We start from the raw sequence: 18,241 nt of genomic DNA on the forward strand, positions 1-18,241 counted from the left end.
GGTCCAGATGGACTTTTATTTTTATAAAGTGTTCAACTTGATTTTACAATCGGCGATATTAAAATGTCACAGTTAAGTAAAGAAACGGGTATTTCTACAGATGATTTAAACAATTACCGTAAAAATCCCGCAACTTTAAAGCAAGCATCAAATTCTACAATTAATTTCTTAATAACTAAATATTATGAAAAATATTTTAATCGCAATGAAATAGAAAAATTCAGATTTATGCTGATTAAGACTGTGCTGGCCTATTTGAAGGAAAACAAAAATAACACAATTGATTATGATCCTGTTTATGAATTATACAAATTGTGTCAGCAAGCCGACTGGCATCGTTTGGCTAGAATGGAAGAAATTTGGCGAGCTTTTTATAGTGTAGATAATCAACGTTAAAGGAAGTATTGAAATGCGCGTTAATGTATTGCAACATGCACCTAATGAGGGCCCTGGATCTATTCAAGATTGGTGCCATGAACATAACCATGAAATGTTTGTTTATCATCCAGCAGATTTTGGTATTTTACCTACGCTTGATGAAACTGATTTGTTGGTGATATTAGGAAGTCCTAATAGTCCTAACGATGAATTGGATTGGGTAGAAAATGAACGGGTGTTAATTAAGCAAATGCTTGATGCTCATAAACCAATTTTAGGTATTTGTTTTGGTAGTCAACAGATTGCTAAAACATTGGGATATCGGGTACTCGATGCACCAGCTAAAGAAGTCGGTTGGGCTCCAGTATATTTACAAAATCATACAATTACTGAACTTCCCGAAAAATTAACAGCACTTCATTGGCATCAGCAAATGAGTGAAATTCCTAGAGAAGCTAAATTATTATTTTCAAGTGATTTAGTAAAGAATCAGGGATATTTACTGGGAAATAAGGTAATTGGATTGCAATTCCATTTTGAACCTAAAGAAGACAATGTGCGAGAGATCGCTATTAATGATGGAGCATATGCATTAGAAAATAATGATTTGCATCAGACACCACAAGAAATAATTGCTCATGGTGTTCCAAAAGAAAATAAAGATGTAATGTTTGTTTTGCTTGATTACATTACTGCTTAGTAAAAAAAGAGATTAGCTATGAATTTATAGCTAATCTTTTTTTCATTAATATTTTTCAGCTGTTTTTACATTAAAACCAGGAATATTGCCGAACCACTTTTTAAGCAAGCGATTGTAAGTGCCATTTTTTTCTAGCTTGACCAGAGCTAAATTAATTTGTTTATCTATTTCGGTCTGACCTTTATTTACAGCAATTCCGTATGGTTGATTGGTAAAGTTTCCGCCGACTAATTTATAACCTGAACTGTCGCGTAAAATACCAACTAAGATACCATTATCAGTTACAAAAGCATTACCTTGTCCAGCTTTTAAGGCAGCAAACGCTTGACCATAATCATCAAATTGGAGGATTTCTGCTTGTGGAGCAAACTTTTTAACTGCATCGGCAGCAGTTGTTCCTTTTACTACTAAAACTTTCTTATTATTTAGATCCTTAACATTTTTAATCTTACTATCTTTGGCAACCATAATTGACTGACCAGCAGGAAAGTAAGGCTTGCTAAAGTCAACTTGTTTTTCACGTTCAGGTGTAATGGTCATCGCCGCAATTACCGCATCTACGTTTCTATTCTTTAATAATTGAATTTTAGTATTTGCCGTTGTAGTAACAAAATTTGCCTTAGCATTTTTACCTAGCATTTCTTTGGTTAATGCCTTAGCAAGATCAATTTCAAAACCATTGATTTTGCCAGTTTTGATGCTCATTGATCCAAACAACGGCGTATCTGCCTTAACACCCCAATTGATTGTTTTAGTAGATTTCACCGTTTGGTAGACATTTTGATTTTTATTTTGTCCACAAGCTGATAGTGTAAAAAGCGCTATTCCAATTAGTAAAGTTGAAAGAAAAAATCTCTTTTTCATGGTGTCACTTCCTAACTTCCTATAATAATTTTTTATTATACCAATTTATTCTGAAAAAATGAAAATTTATCTTCTTGATGATAGTCTCTGTATATACTAATATTATTGGTATGTGTAGAGACTAAATAAGAAGGTGAAACAAATGAAAATAAGTGAGTCGGAAAAATTGAATATGGCCATAGTTCATGGGAATAGGGCCTACCAGCAGTGGGATCAAGATCATGAACTCTCAGATTATTTATCAGTAATTTTATATGAATTGCTGTTACGTAAAAAATTAACGCAAAAACAATTAGTTGGTTTAACTGATTTACCCAAACAATCCATTAATAAGGGAATAAAAATATTGCATGATTCAGGCTATCTTATTATGAGCGTGGATCCTCAAGATAAGCGAGTACGTTTTTGCGAATTGACTGCTGACGGAAATAAGTATGCTAAGCAAAAGATGCAGTCATTATTTAAGTTAGAAGAACGGACTGCTCAAAAACTTGGCTCTGAAAAGATGCAGCTTTTAACTGATTTATTAACAGAATGGGGCAATACCTTTTGGGATTTTTTTAATGAAGAAAGGAGTAATAAATGAAAGCATTCAAAATCTTAATACCGCACTTTAAGCATTACAAGAAAGATATTTTTGCAGCCCTTGTTGCAATTATCGTTTCCGCCTTTGCAACATTATATCAACCGCGTTTGCTAGAAAATATTCAACGAGCAATTATGTTGGATCAAAAAGATATCGTTGTTTGCGACGGTATCATCTTAGTTGTATTAGGCATTGTAGCCATCATTTCGGGTGTCTTCAACGTTTACTATGCCGCTAGAATCGCACAAGGAGTGACTAGTGACTTACGTGAAGAAACCTATGCTAAGATCCAGAGCTTTTCTTTTGGTAATATTGAAAACTTTTCAGCGGGATCATTGACCACGCGTTTGATCAACGATATGAATCAGATCATGAACATGTTGATGCAACTCTTTATGCAATTGCTCAGAATGCCTATTTTAATTGTGGGATCTTTTATTTTGTGTATTGTAATTATCCCACGTTTTTGGTGGGCAACTGTAATAATGGTGGCCTTGATCATTGGTTTTGGTATTTATGTTTTAAAACAAATGAACAGTTTGTTTGATAAATTTCAAAAAACAATGGATAAGATTTCGGGTCGAGCACAGGAAACTCTGCAAGGTGTACGAGTGGTGAAATCTTTTAATCAAGGTCCTCAAGAAATAAAGAAATTTAATCAGACTTCAGATCGTTTGAACAACTATAATATTGTGATTGGTTATTGGTTCTCTACGATTATGCCGGCCTTTCAACTTATTGCGTATTTAGTAATTACGCTGGTAGTTTATCTAATTGGACAAGGTATTGCAGCTCATCCAACTGATGTAGCAGTCGTCAGTCCATTTGTTAACTACATATTAACACTTCTGTGGACTATCATGATTGCCGGAATGACTATGATGCAATTTGCCAGAGGTAACATTTCCTTAGGCCGTATTAAAGAAATTTTGGATACGGAACCGGATATTAAATTCAATGAAAATGCGTCTACTGATATATTAGGCAGTTCTGTTGAATTTGATCATGTCTCATTTACTTATCCTGATGGTGAAGATGAAACTCTAAAAGATATTTCATTTAAGATCAAGCCAGGACAAATGGTTGGTATTGTTGGTGCTACAGGTTCAGGTAAATCAACCTTGGCGCAGCTAATTGCGCGTCTTTATGATCCAACCAAAGGTGAGGTTAAAATTGGTGGCCATAACTTGAAAGATGTTAATGAAACGGCTCTGCGTAAAACTGTAGCGTTTGTTTTGCAACGTGCAATTTTGTTCTCTGGCACGATCGCTTCTAATTTGCGTCAAGGAAATTCTAGAGCTAGAATGCATGAACTACAAAGAGCGGCCAATATGTCTCAAGCGTCTGAGTTTATTGAGCGATATAATGATTCATTTGATCATGAGGTAGAAGAGCGGTCATCCAATTTCTCCGGTGGTCAAAAACAACGTCTTTCTATTGCACGAGGATTAGTTGCTAAAACACCAATTTTAATTTTAGATGATTCCACTTCTGCACTTGATGCAGAATCTGAAAAGAAGGTGCAACAGGCCTTAGAACATGAATTACCAGATACAACGACGTTTATTATTGCGCAAAAAATTGTGTCAGTTGTACATGCAGACACGATTTTAGTTTTAGATGATGGTAAGCTGGTTGCTCAAGGCACTCATGCAGAATTATTGAAGACATCACCTGTTTACCAAGAAATCTTCAAGACACAAAAGGGCAAGAGAGGAGGAAAATAATGAGTGATACAAGAAAAGCTATTCACTATTTTATTAAGTATCTAAAACCATATAAAAAAGGCATTGCTATTGTAATTCTTCTATCTTTGCTATCAAGTGGTGCACAAGTAATTGCTCCAACGTTTTTAGGCCGTGCTGTGACTGATTTGACTAACTATTTAGCCGATTTAAAGAAAGGCACAGCTAGTTTAAATACGTTTTATAGTGCATTATGGTCAATGCTCTTGTTCTACGTTCTAAGTCAAGTTGCAATTTTCATCGCATGGATGGTTATGTCCAAATTCAATGCAGATTCAACTAACGATATGCGTGAAAATTTATTTGCTAAGTTTCAACGTATGTTAGTGCGCTATTTTGACACGCATCAAGATGGTAAGCTACTTTCTTTATTTACTTCCGATTTGGATAATATCTTTAACGCAATGAACAACGCCATCTTTGAAATTATTTCCCAAGGAATAATGTTCATTGGGACGATTGTTATCATGTTTATGGTCAACCAACAACTTGCTTGGACTACAATTGCGACCACACCATTAATCCTGATTGTTAGTGTATTAATCATGAAAAAGGCTCGCATTTATCTTGATAAACAACAAGATGAAATCGGAGATTTGAATGGTTATATTACTGAGCAGATTAATGGTGAAAAAATCATTATTACCAATGATTTAAGAAAAGAATCTATAGGAAACTTTAAGACCTATAACAACCGAGTTCGAAATGCTATGTTTAAGGGACAATTTTACTCAGGCATTCTTTTTCCATTAATGAACGGACTAAATTTGCTTAACTTAGCCATTGTTATCGCGATGGGAGCTTGGATGATTATTTCCGGTCAAGTTAGTCAAGCAATCGGTTTGGGCTTAATTGTAACTTTTGTGGAATATTCGCAGACTTATTTCCAACCATTAACCCAAATTACTTCTATTTATTCTATGATTCAGTTGGCATTAACAGGTGCTAGAAGATTGGCAACGGTTGAAGAACAAAAAGACGAAGATGCAGTGCCAAATGGTAAAAAGATTAACGGTTTGCAAAAAGCTGTTAAATTAGAGAATGTCCATTTTGGCTATGATGAAAATAAAGAAATCTTGCATGGAGTTAACATTTCAGTAAATAAGGGTCAATCTGTTGCCGTAGTTGGACCAACCGGATCAGGAAAGACTACGATCATGAATCTGCTTAATCGTTTTTATGATGTTAACTCAGGTAAGGTAACCTTTGACGGGGTCGATGTGCGTGATATTCAGCTTGAATCGTTACGGAATAATATCGGCATTGTATTACAGGATTCTGTTTTGTTTACTGGTACAATTGCAGATAATATTCGTTACGGTAAACCAAACGCGTTGATGGATGAAGTAATTAGTGCCGCAAAACAGGCAGATATTCATGACTTCATTGAAAGTTTACCGGATGGTTATGAAACCAAGGTGAATGATAGTAGTTCTGTCTTTTCAACAGGACAAAAGCAATTAATTTCAATTGCACGGACTATTTTGATTAATCCCGATTTCCTGATTTTGGATGAGGCTACTTCGAATGTGGATACGGTAACCGAAGAAAAGATTCAACAGGCGATGGATGCGGTAATTGCCGGTCGGACTAGCTTTGTAATTGCACATAGACTAAAGACAATCTTAAATTCTGATAAGATTGTTGTACTCAAAGATGGTAATGTAATTGAGTCAGGAAGTCATGAAGATTTATTAAAAGAAAAAGGTTTTTATTACAAACTTTATACTGACCAAATGGCATTTGATTAATGTGGTATACTGACAATAGTTGAATAACAAAGTCACTAGGGGTGCTGAAAAGCTGAGACATACTCTTTGAACCTGAACAAGGTAATACTTGCGTTAAGGAAAGTGCGATGAAATCGATTATTTTTGTGCTCCTACTGACTGTAATAGTTAGTTAGGAGCATTTTTATGTTTACACGATCAGCAAAGTGGAATGTTAAATCAATTATTTTAGTTGCCTTAATTGGGATCATTATGGGAGTTATCTACACTTATGGTTTTAATAATGTGTATAACTTGGTTAAACTTAGCTTTTTACCGACTGGATATGCACCGGTTGTGGACAATATCTTTACTGGACTCTGGTATATGGCTGCACCACTTGCAATGTATTTTGTCCCTACGGCAGGCTCAGGTACGATTGGTGAATTATTAGCGGCAACAGTTGAGATGGCAATTGGTGGCCAATGGGGTGCTCTGACTATTTTTGAAGGGTTAATTCAGGGTGCTACAAATGAAATTGGCTTTTTCCCTAAAAAAGAACGTTATGAAAGATTTTCTTGGAAGAGCGTTTTAACAGGAGCCTTCTTTGCTAACTTAGGTGGTTTTATTCCATCATATTTCTTATTTGGATGGGGTCATTATAGTGTCAACTTGCAGATCGCAATGTTCATTACTAGCATGATTTCAGCTCTTCTTTTTGATGGAGTACTAGTAAAATTAATTACTAATTTGTTTGATAAAACATTAAAGCCGAGAATCAAATAAGCCTTATCTAAAACGTATATACTGAATTAATAATGGGTGAGTGCTAAAATGAATATGGATATGTGTATACGTTTTCATGGAAAGAAGGGATTTTTTTGACTCGACGAACAAGTGAAGAAAAGAAAGAAGAAGCGGAAGCGATAAAAAATTGGAATCCGCGATATCGTAAAAATGTCATTATTTATGGATTTATGGTATTTTAGGCGCAGTTACTGGTATTACTAATGATGCCGCACTTTCTTACTATAAGATTGTTACGCCACACTTAATTTCAGGACTTAATATTTTTAATGCCGCAACGGCGATCCTGATGTCTTTAATGATTGCTACTGTTCACAAATATGGTTATAGAAATATCTTATTGGTATTGCCACCAATGACTGCTATTTTTATGGCCTTAACTTGTGTGACTACCAATCAAATTATCATTATGATTGCATATACGATTTCATGGACCGCAATTGGGTTTTATGACTTAATGTATCCGTTGATGTGGACTTCATATGTACCAGAGAAGATTAGAACTAAAATGTTCTCTGTCGTTATGATTGTAAACTTGATTACTCAAACGATCTGTACTTTCTTTGGTGGAAAAGCAGTTGTTTGGTTCTTTAGTTTACTTCAAGGTACTTCATATCGGGATGCATCTATTGCATCAGGACGGCCAGAATTAATGCACGGCCAAGTATTAGCAAACTATACTAATGCTTATCGGATTTTGCTCGTTATTACCGCCGCTGTAACGATGTTAGCCTTCATTTTAGCTTTATTCATTCATAATGTACCACGAGACTATCGTTCAGAAGCAAGTGAAGAAAGCACCACACCCGCTCAAAAAGCTGCAATGTACAAAAAGTTGCTTAATAAACGAACCATTATGTGGATTGTTTATATTGCGGGTGTACAACTTGGTGCGAGATTGATCGCTGTCTATGTGCCAATCTATTTAAATAATTATTTACATATTCCACGTGACGTATCTTCTTCGGCAATTGGAGTTTATGATTTAATGTACCCACTGATGTGGACATCTTATGTTCCTAGCAAAATAAGAACGAAAATGTTTACTGTAGCTATGGTGGTTAACTTAATCGCTGAAAGTATCATGATGTTTATTGGTGGTAAAGCCGTTGTATTTATTTTTAGTAAATTACAAAGTATCAGTTATCAGACAGCTTCAAATTTGTCAGCCGATTCAAATGCAATGAAAGGGGCAATGCTTTCAAATTATATTAGCGCGTATAAATGGGTAATTATTATTACAGCTGTGATTACCTTTATTGCCTTTGTTCTCGCTTTATTTATTAAAGATAAGCCAATTGATTATCGTTCAACTGAAAGTAAAGATAAAAAAGAAACATTGCAGCAGAAAATGACAACTTACAAACGACTCGTTAACTATAAAACGGTTGTCTGGGTACTTTATTTATGTGCTGTCCAATTAGGTGCTGGATTGTTTATCCAATACGTGCCAATTTATTTGAACAGTATTTTACATATTCCACGGGGAATAACTTCAACTATTAATACGTTACAAACCGTTGCCATCTTTGTAGGTTACTTCTTTGCACCTTATTTTGCTAAGAAGTTAGGTTCAATTATGACGATTGCGATCAGTACAATCATTTGTGCACCATTAATGTTAGTAATGGCCAATGCCAAGATGCTCGGAACGGGTGCCGCTTTATTTGCAGTTGTAGGCACAATTTTATTCTTCCGTTCAGGCCTTGCAAATGCCTCTATGCCTGTACAACAAGAAGTACAAATGATTTTAGTAGATAAGGATATGCGTCCTGCCTTTAGTGCGGTAATTGAAATTGCATTGTCAGTTGTTGGCGTCATCGATGGATTATTTACTGAATTCTATCTTTTGAAGACGCAACAAGGTTATGCCAATGCTTATATTATTGCGGCTGCATTATATATTGTGTCAGGAATTGTATTGATTCTCGTATTTGCTAAAAAGTATAATCGGATTTTGCGTGATAGTCATGCATCTGAAGAATCCAAATAATAAAAAAATAAAAAATGGAGCTTAGCCCCATTTTTTTATTGGTTTAAAACTGATTGTAATTTAGTAGTAAGCATGTCGATTGCCACATCATTTTCTCCGCCTTCTGGCACAATGATGTCAGCGTAACGCTTAGTTGGTTCGATAAATTGATTGTACATTGGTTTTACCGTACCAAGGTATTGGTTAATGACAGAATCAAGAGAACGACCACGTTCCTTCATATCGCGTTCAAGTCGGCGAATGAAGCGAATGTCATCGTCAGTATCAACGTAGACTTTAATATCCATTAAGTTGCGGATATCTTCGTTGAAAAGAACCAAAATTCCTTCCAAAATAATGATGTCGGCAGGTTCAACGTGAATGGTTTCATCACTTCTTGTGTGAGCAGTGAAATCATAAGTTGGCATTTCAATTGGCTTTCTGTGCATCAATTGATTAAGTTGTGCTTCAAGCAGTGGCATATCAAAAGCGTCAGGGTGATCGTAGTTGATCTTCATCCGTTCTTCCATTGGTACGCCGGTATTGTCCTTATAATAAGAATCTTGCGTCATGATCATAATACGATCGTGTTCGTTAATATTATTAGCAATCTCGTGGGCAATGGTAGTTTTGCCACTTCCCGATCCCCCAGCAATTCCGATAATAACAGGTTTTTCAAGTTTTCCCATCATAAACTCCTTTATTTTTCTACATATCAATAAACATTTTAAGCTATTTTCCGAATATTAACAGACCTAATTTGCTCTAAAATCAAACTTCTTTTCAAAAGTAAGGAAATTGCCTTGCATTTTTATAAAAAATACTGTTAAATATATATCAATAAATTAAAAGGCTATGAAAAAGACGAGTAGATAATCTATTCTTTGCAGTGAACTGATGGTAGTGAGAAGTCAGTAGACCCTGGATTATTGAAAAACACTTTTAGCAGCTCACCGAAATAATAATTATTAAAGTAGGTCGAGACGTTTCCGGTACGTTACCTTGCCGGTGGAGCATGATTGTGCTTCATGAGATGGTCTATTTAATAGACAATTTGGGTGGTACCGCGGAAAAAGCCTTTCGTCCCTGTAACAGGAAGACGAAGGGCTTTTTCTTTGTCTTCTAAATGAAGTTTATAATCTATACAAAATTCGTAAAATTACCAAGTTATATTTGATTTTTTGAATAAAATCGAATAGCTTTTTTGAAAATCCGAATGAATATTATTAGCGATATTATAAACGTATCATTTTGACTGGTATAGTTGTTTAGTTTTAACCATAAAAAAGGTAAAATAGTATTATTACATAACATAAAACGAAAGAAAGGGTAGAAACCATGGCAGCAATTATTGAATTTAAACATGTTGATAAATATTACGGAAAGCTTCATGCATTGAAAGATATTAACTTAAAAATTGATGAAGGCCAAGTGGTTTCAATTATTGGTCCCTCAGGTTCTGGTAAGAGTACTTTAATCAGAACAATGAATGGACTTGAACCAATTAACAGTGGTCAATTGATTGTAACAGGTTATGACTTAGCTGATAAAAAGACTGATATCAACAAGATTCGCAAGAATGTAGGAATGGTATTCCAGCACTTCAATTTGTACAATAATCACACTGTGCTTGAAAATGTAATGTTGGCACCTAAGATCGTGCTTAAAAGACCTGATGATGAAAATCGTAAGGTAGCAATGGAATATCTTGAGAAAGTTGGTATGGCAGATAAGATTAATTCATACCCTCGTCATTTATCAGGTGGTCAAAAGCAGCGTGTAGCCATTGCCAGATCACTTGCAATGCACCCTAAGGCAATTTTATTTGATGAACCAACTAGTGCCTTGGACCCAGAAATGATTGAAGATGTGCTTGACGTTATGAAGTACGTTGCTGAACAAGGTATTACAATGGTCGTGGTTACTCACGAAATGGGCTTTGCTAAACAAGTAAGTAATCGTTTGATCTTCTTTGATAAGGGACAAATTTTGGAAGATCGCAAACCAGAAGAATTCTTTGCACATCCTGATACTGAACGTGCTCGTCAATTCTTAAGCAAGGTTATTTCTAAAGACTAAGGTAATTATTATGAAAAAAGCAAAAAGATTCCTTTTAATTCCGCTATTATTTTTTCTGTGTTTTGCATTAACTGCTTGCGGTAAAAGAAATAATCAAAACGTTTATCAAAAAGTAAGGGAAAATAAGCAAATAATTTGGGGCGTTAGAGCTGATACCAGATTATTTGGTTTAACTAATGTTAAAACTGGCAAGATTGAAGGCTTTGAAATTGATTTGGCACATGCCTTAACTAAGCAAATGCTAGGTAAAGATGCTACTGCCAGTTTTGTAACAACGACAGCCAATACTAGAATTCCTTTGCTTAAGAATGGAAATATCGATGCGGTTTTGGCTACAATGACCATTACGCCGGAACGTGCGAAACAAGTCGATTTTTCTAAGCCATATTTCCCAGCTGGTTCATCTTTGCTTGTTCCAGATAATAGCAAAATTAAAAGCGTTAAGGATTTAAATGGTAAAACAGTTTTGGCTGTAAAGGGAACGACGGCCGTAGATGACGTGCATAAGTTTGCGCCGAAGGCACGAGTTCTTCAATATGATGATTATGGTCAAGCAATGTCAGCTTTAAAGGCAAATCAAGGTGTAGCTTTAACTACAGATAATGGTCTGCTTGCCGGTATTGCACAAGAAAATCCAGGTTATAAATTAGTAGGTGGCGTTTATAACAATGCACCTTATGGTATAGCTGTGAATAAGGGACAAAAGGATATGGTTGATCATATTAATAAGGCCTTAGATCAGCTTGAAAAAAATGGTACTTATGACCGTTTAATTAAGAAATGGTTTGCAGGAATTCCTGGTTTTAGTCTTAAGGGGGTACTGAAATAATGTGGCAAATTATTACTAATAACTGGGGAAGTTTTTTAACAGGTTTTTGGAATACTATTTTATGTAGTATTATTGCCTTGATTTTTAGTTTGATTTTGGGTGTGTTCTTTGCTTTGCTTGAAGTTGCACCACCTAAATTTGGACGTGTAATTGCGAAGATCTATATTGCAATTTTCAGAAATATTCCATTGTTGGTTATCGTTATGATCTTCTATTTGATCGTGCCACGCTATATTGTTAAGCTGTCAGGTTTTCAAGCAGGTACGATTGGATTGACGCTTTATACTTCCGCATTTATTGCTGAAACAGTGCGTGCAGGTATTAATTCAATTGGTGATGGACAAATGGAAGGCGCTCGTTCAAACGGGATGACTTATACGCAAGCGATGCGTTATGTCATTTTGCCACAAGCAATGAAGATCGTGATTCCACCACTCGGCAACCAATTCGTAAACTTGGTTAAGAACTCTTCAGTTTTGGCCTTCGTAGCTGGTTTTGACTTGATGTATCAAGCACAATTAATCGCATTTTCAACATTTAGAACGATTGATACTTACGTCATTGTAGGACTATTTTACTTGATTTTGACATTGCCACTTAGCTACTACATGCGTCACTTAGAGAAAAAGTTAGCACAATAGGAAGGGGATAGAAAATGGAAACTTTTATTCATGCGTATTCATGGGTTGATCTCCGCTTCTTGTTGCAGGGACTTTGGGTAACGATCTATGTTTCGTTGATTTCAATTGCACTTAGTTTTGTAGTTGGTCTGATTTTGGGTCTGATTCGTTATATGAAAATCAAATATGTTTCAGCAATCGTGGGCTTTATTATCGATATTATCCGTAACTTGCCACTTTTGCTTATTATCTTCTTTAGTTACTTCGGACTTCCTCAACTGGGAATTGTAACGAATCCAACAACGGCTTCAATTGCGGCATTGGTAATCTTTGAAGGAGCAATGCTTGCAGAAATCGTTCGTTCAGGGATCGGTTCAGTTGATCCAGGACAAATGGAAGGTGCCCGCTCTAATGGTATGAGTTATGGTCAAGCGATGTACCATGTTGTGATGCCACAAGCTTTGCACAACATGATTCCAGCTCTTCTTTCACAGTTCGTATCATTGGTTAAAGATACGTCACTTGCGACAATTATCGTGTTGCCAGAACTTTTATATCATGCACAAATTATCTACAGTCAAAATACGACTTATTTAATTCCAATGTACGTCATTATTGCGATCATGTACTTTGTTGTATGTTTCTGCTTGTCAACAGTGGCCAATTACTTACAAAAGAAATATAACTAGAGCTTTATGTCTAGACCAAAAAACTAACTATGCTACTATGAGAGTAGAAGTTAGTTTTTTTGTTTGGATAAAAATTATGAATGTAAATGAACAATTAACAGATCTAGAGCGAATTGAATTAACTAAAAAATCTTATGATGAATTAAAATTGGGCGAAGAAATCGTAATTGGTAACCATCACATTGGAATTGTCTGTCGCAACGTTCATGCAGAAGATGGCATGCGTGCGTTTATCATTAGTAATCCGCATGAAGTGACAATCTTATTTAAAGGATCATACGGCATAAAGAGAGGAAATCCGCAGACTTGGAGAGATGAGTGGTTTAAAACCAATCTACCGATTTTGCGTGCGATGTTATCGCATGAAAGACGAGTTCCTAGCCAATTAAAATCTGCTAGTAAATTATTAAATGAAACGATTAGTCAGTTTAAGGGAAAACAAATTTACATATATGGTCATTCTTTAGGTGCGATTAATGCTCAATTTGCATTGGCTAATTGTCATCATCCAGAGGCAATTGGAGCTGCATACTTGTATGAAGGAACCAATATTTGGTTATTGTTTACGCCAAAAGAACGTAGGCGAGTTGCCTTAATGCGAGAGAAGATTTTTAATTATGTCGATATATATGATCCAGTTACGTTGGGAATCACTGAAACACACCATATGGTCGGTAAATTGTGTTACGTGGATAGTGAACCAATGAAGCCAATTAAACAGCATATGTGGGGTGGATATTTGTTTAATCCTGATGGCAGTGTGAAGTTGCGGGAGATTGATCAGGCATTCTTGGCAGAAGCTAGAAGTGAACATAAGTTGCTTACTAGGTCTGGGGATTTGACCGAGTTCATTGAAAAGATTAGTTCGGCTGATGAGATTAAGAAGATGGCGACTGAAAAAATTGATCGGATGGTAGAGCATTATCCGGATCATAGTAGTTTGGCTAAGTTGGCCACGTTGTTTAAGTCGGAACTTCTTAAAGATAGGGATTGAAGATCATATTAGCTAATTTAGCAATTAAAAAAGAGGTTCCAAAATGGAGCCTCTTTTAAATTGATCAATTTATTTCTTTATTATTGCTTCCAAGCAGCATCAAGCTTATCTTTACCAGTCTTAATATCATTAGTCCATGATTGCTTCTTAGATGCCTTTGCCAAGATGTTTTGCATATTAACGTTAACTTGGTCGTATGCAGTTATTGAATTCTTAGTTACAGGTAAGAAGTAAAGGTTCTTGGAAGTCTTAGCTAAAATTGCTGGAATCTTGCTGTTCTTAGCTTGTTGGTAAGCTGAGTCGTTCAAAGCAGCAGTGTTAACTGGCATGTAACCAGTTTGCTTTGCCCAGTAAAGTTGTGATGACTTAGAAGTTAAAAATTTAAGGTACTTGAATGCGGCAGCCTTTTGCATTGCGCTAGCCTTCTTGAACATGTAGATGTCAGTACCTTGTTGTACGTTCATTTGACTTGGACGAGCAGCTACGCCGTAAACGTACCCCTTCTTAAGACCTTGCTTAAGGTAGGCTTCGTTAGCAGTTGAACCGATGAACATGGCAACTTGACCATTGTTAAATGGAGTTGACATGTACTTTTGTGTACCAGCTTGCATGAAGTAGCCAGCCTTAACGCCGTTAGCGTAGTAGTTGATGGCTTTTATAGAATCTTTAGCAGCAAAGTTCAAGTTCTTGTTAAAGTCTTTGCCGTAAGTTTCCTTCATTTGCATCATGTAGTAGTTGTTAAGTGCATCGAAGCCCATGCCACGTACCTTATGGTGACTTTCACGGTAGATCTTAGCTGATGCAGAAGCAAGTTCACTCATGTTAGTTGGAACCTTAACGCCATACTTATCAAGCAAAGTCTTGTTGTAGAAAAGCACTTCTACAGACTTGTTAAATGGCACACCGTATTGTACGCCGTTGATGTTGGCGCCGTCCCAGAGTGCCTTCTTAATACCACTGTCTTTGTATGAACCCCAACCAATTTCTTTATTATTAACGTATGGAGTTAAGTTAACCAACATCTTATTCTTAGCGGCATTGTAAAGCCAGCCTGGATAAGCTTGAGTAATGGTTGGCAAATCTTTTGGTGATTGAAGTCCTGAAACAAGCTTGGCTTGCAAGTCAGAATAGTTACCACCTTGGCTTTGCAACTTAATATGAATGTTGGGATTTTTCTTTTCAAAGTCATTAGTTAACTTCTTTAAAGCACTTTGAGAAGTACCAGTTAATGAGTACCAAAAGTTAATCGTTGTCTTCTTGCTAATCTTAGTAGGAATCTTAGAAGAACTCTTAGAACTACTATTGTTGTTTGAACAAGCACTAAGACTGGCAACTGCTAAAACGGAAGCTCCAATTAGTGCCATTTTTTTGTAAAATTTCATTTTTTCTGCCTTTCGCTTTTTTACATTTCAAAGGTAGTTTACCATAGATAAGCGTACTATTCACAGATAAAATATAATATTGTTCATAATTGACACCGAAATATAATGATTCTAATATTGAAAGTAAGTAAATATTTTTAGCAGGTGGAAAATATGGACAAAAATCCTTTAGTATATGAATATTCAATCGGTAAACGTAAGCCTTATGATTATGATTATGGTAATCGTCAGGGTAACCAAAATGCAGGTTGCCCCTTCTGTGACGTTGCACATTTAACCAATATCTATGAAAAAGATGGGGATAAAATTTGGTTAAAGAATAAATATCCAACTTTACAGGATACTGACCAAACAATTCTGATTGAATCAAGCGATCACCAAGGTGATATTTCAACTTATACACGCGAAGACAATCAAGAATTAATGAAGTTTGGACTGAAATGTTTTCAAAAGATGAATAACTCAGGCCGCTATGAAAGTGTTCTTTGGTATAAAAACTTTGGTCCTAAATCTGATGGTTCTTTAACGCATCCCCACATGCAGATTGTTGGGCTTTACCATAAAGATGGCTATCACGATATTGGACCTGACAATTTCAAAGGCTTTGAGGTTGGTCGATCTGGTTCAGTAGAAATGAATCTTTCAGCTTATCCGATTCAAGGCTATCAAGAAGTAAATATCTTAACTCAAGATAATACCAATTTAGAAACGTGGGCAGATTTAATTCAAAAAGGTGCGCAATATATGCGTTCTGTTTTGTCACACGGTGTAGATTCATACAACTTATTCTTTTATCCGATTAATGATGGCAAAGGAACTTGCTGCAAGATTATTCCACGTTTTTATGCCTCACCATATTTTGTTGGCTATAAGATCTCGCAAGTCGATGATTCCGATACTTTAAAATGGGAAGCAGAGCGACTTAAGGGCTTCGTCAATGGCGGTATTTTACATTAAAATGTCAAAAAACGCATTCGCGAGATTGAATGCGTTTTTTTGATATAATTGAAATGATTAAATACATTTCTAAGAAGGGATGCTCATGAAGAAGATTGTAGTTATAGGTTCAAGCAATGTTGATACTACATTGCACGTAAAGGACTTTCCAAAACCAGGTGAAACAATTAATGCCACAGAAATAACCTCTGCTGGTGGTGGTAAAGGTGCAAACCAAGCTATCGCTGCAGCTAAAAGTGGCGCAGAGACTTATTTTATTAATCGTGTCGGTGAAGACAGCGAAGGCGGTTATATCACCCATCAATTGAAGAGCTATGGCGTTGACACTACCTATGTTCAAACCACGATAGGAAGCAAGACCGGTCATGCTTATATCACGCTTAATGAAGCAGGACAAAATGATATCATTATTGATCATGGCGCTAACTATGAATTAACTGTAGAGGATATTCAGGCTGCTAGTGATTTGTTTAAAGATGTAGATTGTGTGATTGCTCAATTCGAGACCCCACTTGAAGCAACAATTGAGGCTTTCAAGTTGGCTAAAAAGGCAGGAAAAATCACAATTTTAAATCCTGCACCTGCTATTGATAAAATTCCGGAAGAATTGTTGCAATACACAGATATTATTACGCCAAATGAAACTGAAAGTGCCAAGATTACGGGCATCCAAATAAAGGATAATTCAACTTTGGCAACGAATGCTGAAAAGTTGCATCTTCTTGGCGTAAAAAATGTAGTAATTACGTATGGTGATAAAGGTGCCTATATCTCATCTGCAGATATTGAAACTTTGGTACCAGCTTACAAGGTTAAGGCAACTGATACCACTGGTGCAGGCGATACCTTTATTGGTTACTTGGCAAGCAATTTAAAAGCAGACTTGTCCAACTTTGAAGAAGCCGCTAAAATTGCTAGTCGTGCTTCATCAATTGCCGTTCAACGTTTAGGTGCCCAACCTTCAATTCCTACTGCCAAAGAAGTAGAAAATGCAATGGAGGACGATGAATAATGGATAAAACAGAACAAGATCGCTTGAAAAAAGAAGCTGCTGAGAAGGCAGCAAGCATGGTAAAATCTGGCATGATTTTAGGCGTAGGTACTGGTTCAACCGTTGCTTTCTTTATTGATGCTTTAGGCAAGCGCAAGGATAATGATGGCTTAAAGTTAAAAGCAATCGTTACTACCAGTAATAGAAGTAAAAAGCAACTTGAAGACTTAGGCTTTAAAGTTAGTGAATTAGCTGATGTTGATCAAGTTGATTTAACTGTTGATGGTTCTGATCGTGTTGCCGACAACTTAGACGGAATTAAGGGCGGCGGTGGTGCCTTAACCCTTGAAAAGAATGTTGCCATTAATTCTAAAAAGATTATCTGGATTGTGGATGAATCAAAACTTGTCCACAGATTAAGTGGATTTCCTTTGCCAGTTGAAGTATTGCCTATTTCTTGTGAACAAAACTTTAAGCGTTTTAAGCAAGAAGGCTTGAAGCCACAATGGCGAATGGATGGCGATAAGCGTTACATCACGCACTATGGCAACTACATTATTGATTTGGCTGCCGATCCAGTTCCAGCACCACATGGTTTAGCCGATTATCTTGACCATACTGTAGGTGTAGTTGAACATGGCTTATTCCTTGATATGTGTGATGAGGTAATCATTGCTCATAGCGACGGCACAATTGAAGATAAGATTAAATAATAATTTTTAGCAAAAATGGTTAACTTTAACCATTTTTTATTTTGTTTTTTTAATATCTTTTGTTAAAAATGAGGTGTCTGGGAAAAAACTAACCCTTAGATACTGAAAGACGATCAATCCAACTCTTAATTTGAGTTGCTTGACCGTCTTTTTCTGTCTATTTTTATTTTTGAACAAAGAAAATTGGTCTTTTGACCATCTTCTGTTCCAATATTTGCTTAAATTC

Annotated in this window: 18 protein-coding genes, 1 pseudogene, 1 riboswitch and 1 other annotated feature; of the genes and pseudogenes, 15 read left to right on the plus strand and 4 right to left on the minus strand. The window is 36.0% G+C overall.

Annotated features, from left to right (window positions below; genetic code table 11):
* Nucleotides 1-54 precede the first annotated feature (54 nt).
* Together CP355_RS07130 and CP355_RS07135 are read left to right on the plus strand one after the other, a co-directional pair.
* Nucleotides 55-396 (plus strand): annotated as a pseudogene (locus tag CP355_RS07130) (XRE family transcriptional regulator); the annotation flags it as partial.
* Nucleotides 397-409: 13 nt separating this feature from the next.
* Complete coding sequence (locus tag CP355_RS07135; RefSeq protein WP_025005426.1) at nucleotides 410-1,078, plus strand: type 1 glutamine amidotransferase; 669 nt, start codon at nucleotides 410-412, stop codon at nucleotides 1,076-1,078.
* Nucleotides 1,079-1,123: 45 nt separating this feature from the next.
* Here the strand turns inward: CP355_RS07135 and CP355_RS07140 are convergent, their stop codons facing one another.
* The gene (locus CP355_RS07140; protein ID WP_098044228.1) at nucleotides 1,124-1,942 is read right to left on the minus strand and encodes a transporter substrate-binding domain-containing protein; all 819 of its coding nucleotides are present in this window, start codon (nucleotides 1,940-1,942) and stop codon (nucleotides 1,124-1,126) included.
* Nucleotides 1,943-2,084: 142 nt separating this feature from the next.
* Here CP355_RS07140 and CP355_RS07145 point away from each other — a divergent pair, with 142 nt between their 5' ends.
* From CP355_RS07145 to CP355_RS07165, 5 genes are all read left to right on the plus strand, one after another.
* Entirely contained in the window at nucleotides 2,085-2,528 is a 444-nt protein-coding gene (locus tag CP355_RS07145; RefSeq protein ID WP_087175909.1) for a MarR family winged helix-turn-helix transcriptional regulator, read from the plus strand.
* Entirely contained in the window at nucleotides 2,525-4,255 is a 1,731-nt protein-coding gene (locus CP355_RS07150) for an ABC transporter ATP-binding protein (protein WP_098044229.1), read from the plus strand. Before CP355_RS07145 ends, CP355_RS07150 begins: the two co-directional genes overlap by 4 nt.
* Nucleotides 4,255-6,024: an ABC transporter ATP-binding protein gene (locus CP355_RS07155; protein WP_098044230.1), complete on the plus strand. Its 1,770-nt coding sequence runs from the start codon at nucleotides 4,255-4,257 to the stop codon at nucleotides 6,022-6,024. The genes CP355_RS07150 and CP355_RS07155 overlap by 1 nt, the downstream gene beginning before the upstream one ends.
* 27 nt (nucleotides 6,025-6,051) lie before the next feature.
* A riboswitch (TPP riboswitch) is annotated at nucleotides 6,052-6,142 on the plus strand.
* A 47-nt stretch (nucleotides 6,143-6,189) separates the two neighbouring features.
* A complete protein-coding gene (locus tag CP355_RS07160) occupies nucleotides 6,190-6,768 on the plus strand; it encodes an ECF transporter S component (protein ID WP_098044231.1) in 579 nt (192 codons plus the stop codon).
* Nucleotides 6,769-7,078: 310 nt separating this feature from the next.
* On the plus strand, nucleotides 7,079-8,782 hold the full coding sequence (locus CP355_RS07165; RefSeq protein WP_198995862.1) for an MFS transporter: 1,704 nt from the start codon (nucleotides 7,079-7,081) through the stop codon (nucleotides 8,780-8,782).
* Between the two features lie 35 nt (nucleotides 8,783-8,817).
* Here CP355_RS07165 and udk read toward each other — a convergent pair whose 3' ends face one another.
* Nucleotides 8,818-9,450 (minus strand): uridine kinase, encoded by a 633-nt coding sequence (gene udk, locus CP355_RS07170; RefSeq protein WP_087175914.1) that lies wholly within the window; start codon nucleotides 9,448-9,450, stop codon nucleotides 8,818-8,820.
* A 157-nt stretch (nucleotides 9,451-9,607) separates the two neighbouring features.
* Nucleotides 9,608-9,852, plus strand: a binding site (T-box leader).
* Nucleotides 9,853-10,099: 247 nt separating this feature from the next.
* Between udk and CP355_RS07175 the strand changes: the two genes are divergently transcribed.
* The 5 genes from CP355_RS07175 (at nucleotide 10,100) to CP355_RS07195 (ending at nucleotide 13,972) form a co-directional block, all read left to right on the plus strand.
* On the plus strand, nucleotides 10,100-10,840 hold the full coding sequence (locus CP355_RS07175) for an amino acid ABC transporter ATP-binding protein (protein WP_087175915.1): 741 nt from the start codon (nucleotides 10,100-10,102) through the stop codon (nucleotides 10,838-10,840).
* Between the two features lie 10 nt (nucleotides 10,841-10,850).
* Nucleotides 10,851-11,669, plus strand: coding sequence for a transporter substrate-binding domain-containing protein (locus CP355_RS07180; protein ID WP_087175916.1), 819 nt, complete (start codon nucleotides 10,851-10,853; stop codon nucleotides 11,667-11,669).
* On the plus strand, nucleotides 11,669-12,310 hold the full coding sequence (locus CP355_RS07185; protein ID WP_087175917.1) for an amino acid ABC transporter permease: 642 nt from the start codon (nucleotides 11,669-11,671) through the stop codon (nucleotides 12,308-12,310). The genes CP355_RS07180 and CP355_RS07185 overlap by 1 nt, the downstream gene beginning before the upstream one ends.
* A 14-nt stretch (nucleotides 12,311-12,324) precedes the next feature.
* Nucleotides 12,325-12,978, plus strand: coding sequence for an amino acid ABC transporter permease (locus CP355_RS07190; protein WP_087175918.1), 654 nt, complete (start codon nucleotides 12,325-12,327; stop codon nucleotides 12,976-12,978).
* 76 nt (nucleotides 12,979-13,054) lie between these two features.
* Nucleotides 13,055-13,972, plus strand: a complete 918-nt coding sequence (locus CP355_RS07195; RefSeq protein ID WP_098036920.1) for a DUF2974 domain-containing protein — start codon at nucleotides 13,055-13,057, stop codon at nucleotides 13,970-13,972.
* Nucleotides 13,973-14,052: 80 nt separating this feature from the next.
* On the opposite strand, the gene CP355_RS07200 is transcribed toward CP355_RS07195, so the two are convergent.
* On the minus strand, nucleotides 14,053-15,354 hold the full coding sequence (locus CP355_RS07200) for an extracellular solute-binding protein (RefSeq protein ID WP_098044233.1): 1,302 nt from the start codon (nucleotides 15,352-15,354) through the stop codon (nucleotides 14,053-14,055).
* Nucleotides 15,355-15,507: 153 nt separating this feature from the next.
* Here CP355_RS07200 and CP355_RS07205 point away from each other — a divergent pair, with 153 nt between their 5' ends.
* From CP355_RS07205 to rpiA, 3 genes are all read left to right on the plus strand, one after another.
* Nucleotides 15,508-16,311 (plus strand): DUF4931 domain-containing protein, encoded by an 804-nt coding sequence (locus CP355_RS07205; protein ID WP_025005439.1) that lies wholly within the window; start codon nucleotides 15,508-15,510, stop codon nucleotides 16,309-16,311.
* Between the two features lie 85 nt (nucleotides 16,312-16,396).
* Complete coding sequence (gene rbsK / locus CP355_RS07210; protein WP_098036911.1) at nucleotides 16,397-17,323, plus strand: ribokinase; 927 nt, start codon at nucleotides 16,397-16,399, stop codon at nucleotides 17,321-17,323.
* Nucleotides 17,323-18,015 (plus strand): ribose-5-phosphate isomerase RpiA, encoded by a 693-nt coding sequence (rpiA, locus tag CP355_RS07215; RefSeq protein ID WP_087175922.1) that lies wholly within the window; start codon nucleotides 17,323-17,325, stop codon nucleotides 18,013-18,015. Before rbsK ends, rpiA begins: the two co-directional genes overlap by 1 nt.
* A 36-nt stretch (nucleotides 18,016-18,051) precedes the next feature.
* On the opposite strand, the gene CP355_RS10550 is transcribed toward rpiA, so the two are convergent.
* Nucleotides 18,052-18,241 (minus strand): hypothetical protein (locus CP355_RS10550; protein ID WP_233187001.1); only part of this gene is annotated, 190 nt, incomplete at its 5' end.

This window comes from Lactobacillus sp. UMNPBX4 (assembly GCF_002554115.1).
GTDB classification, from domain to species: Bacteria; Bacillota; Bacilli; order Lactobacillales; family Lactobacillaceae; genus Lactobacillus; species Lactobacillus gallinarum.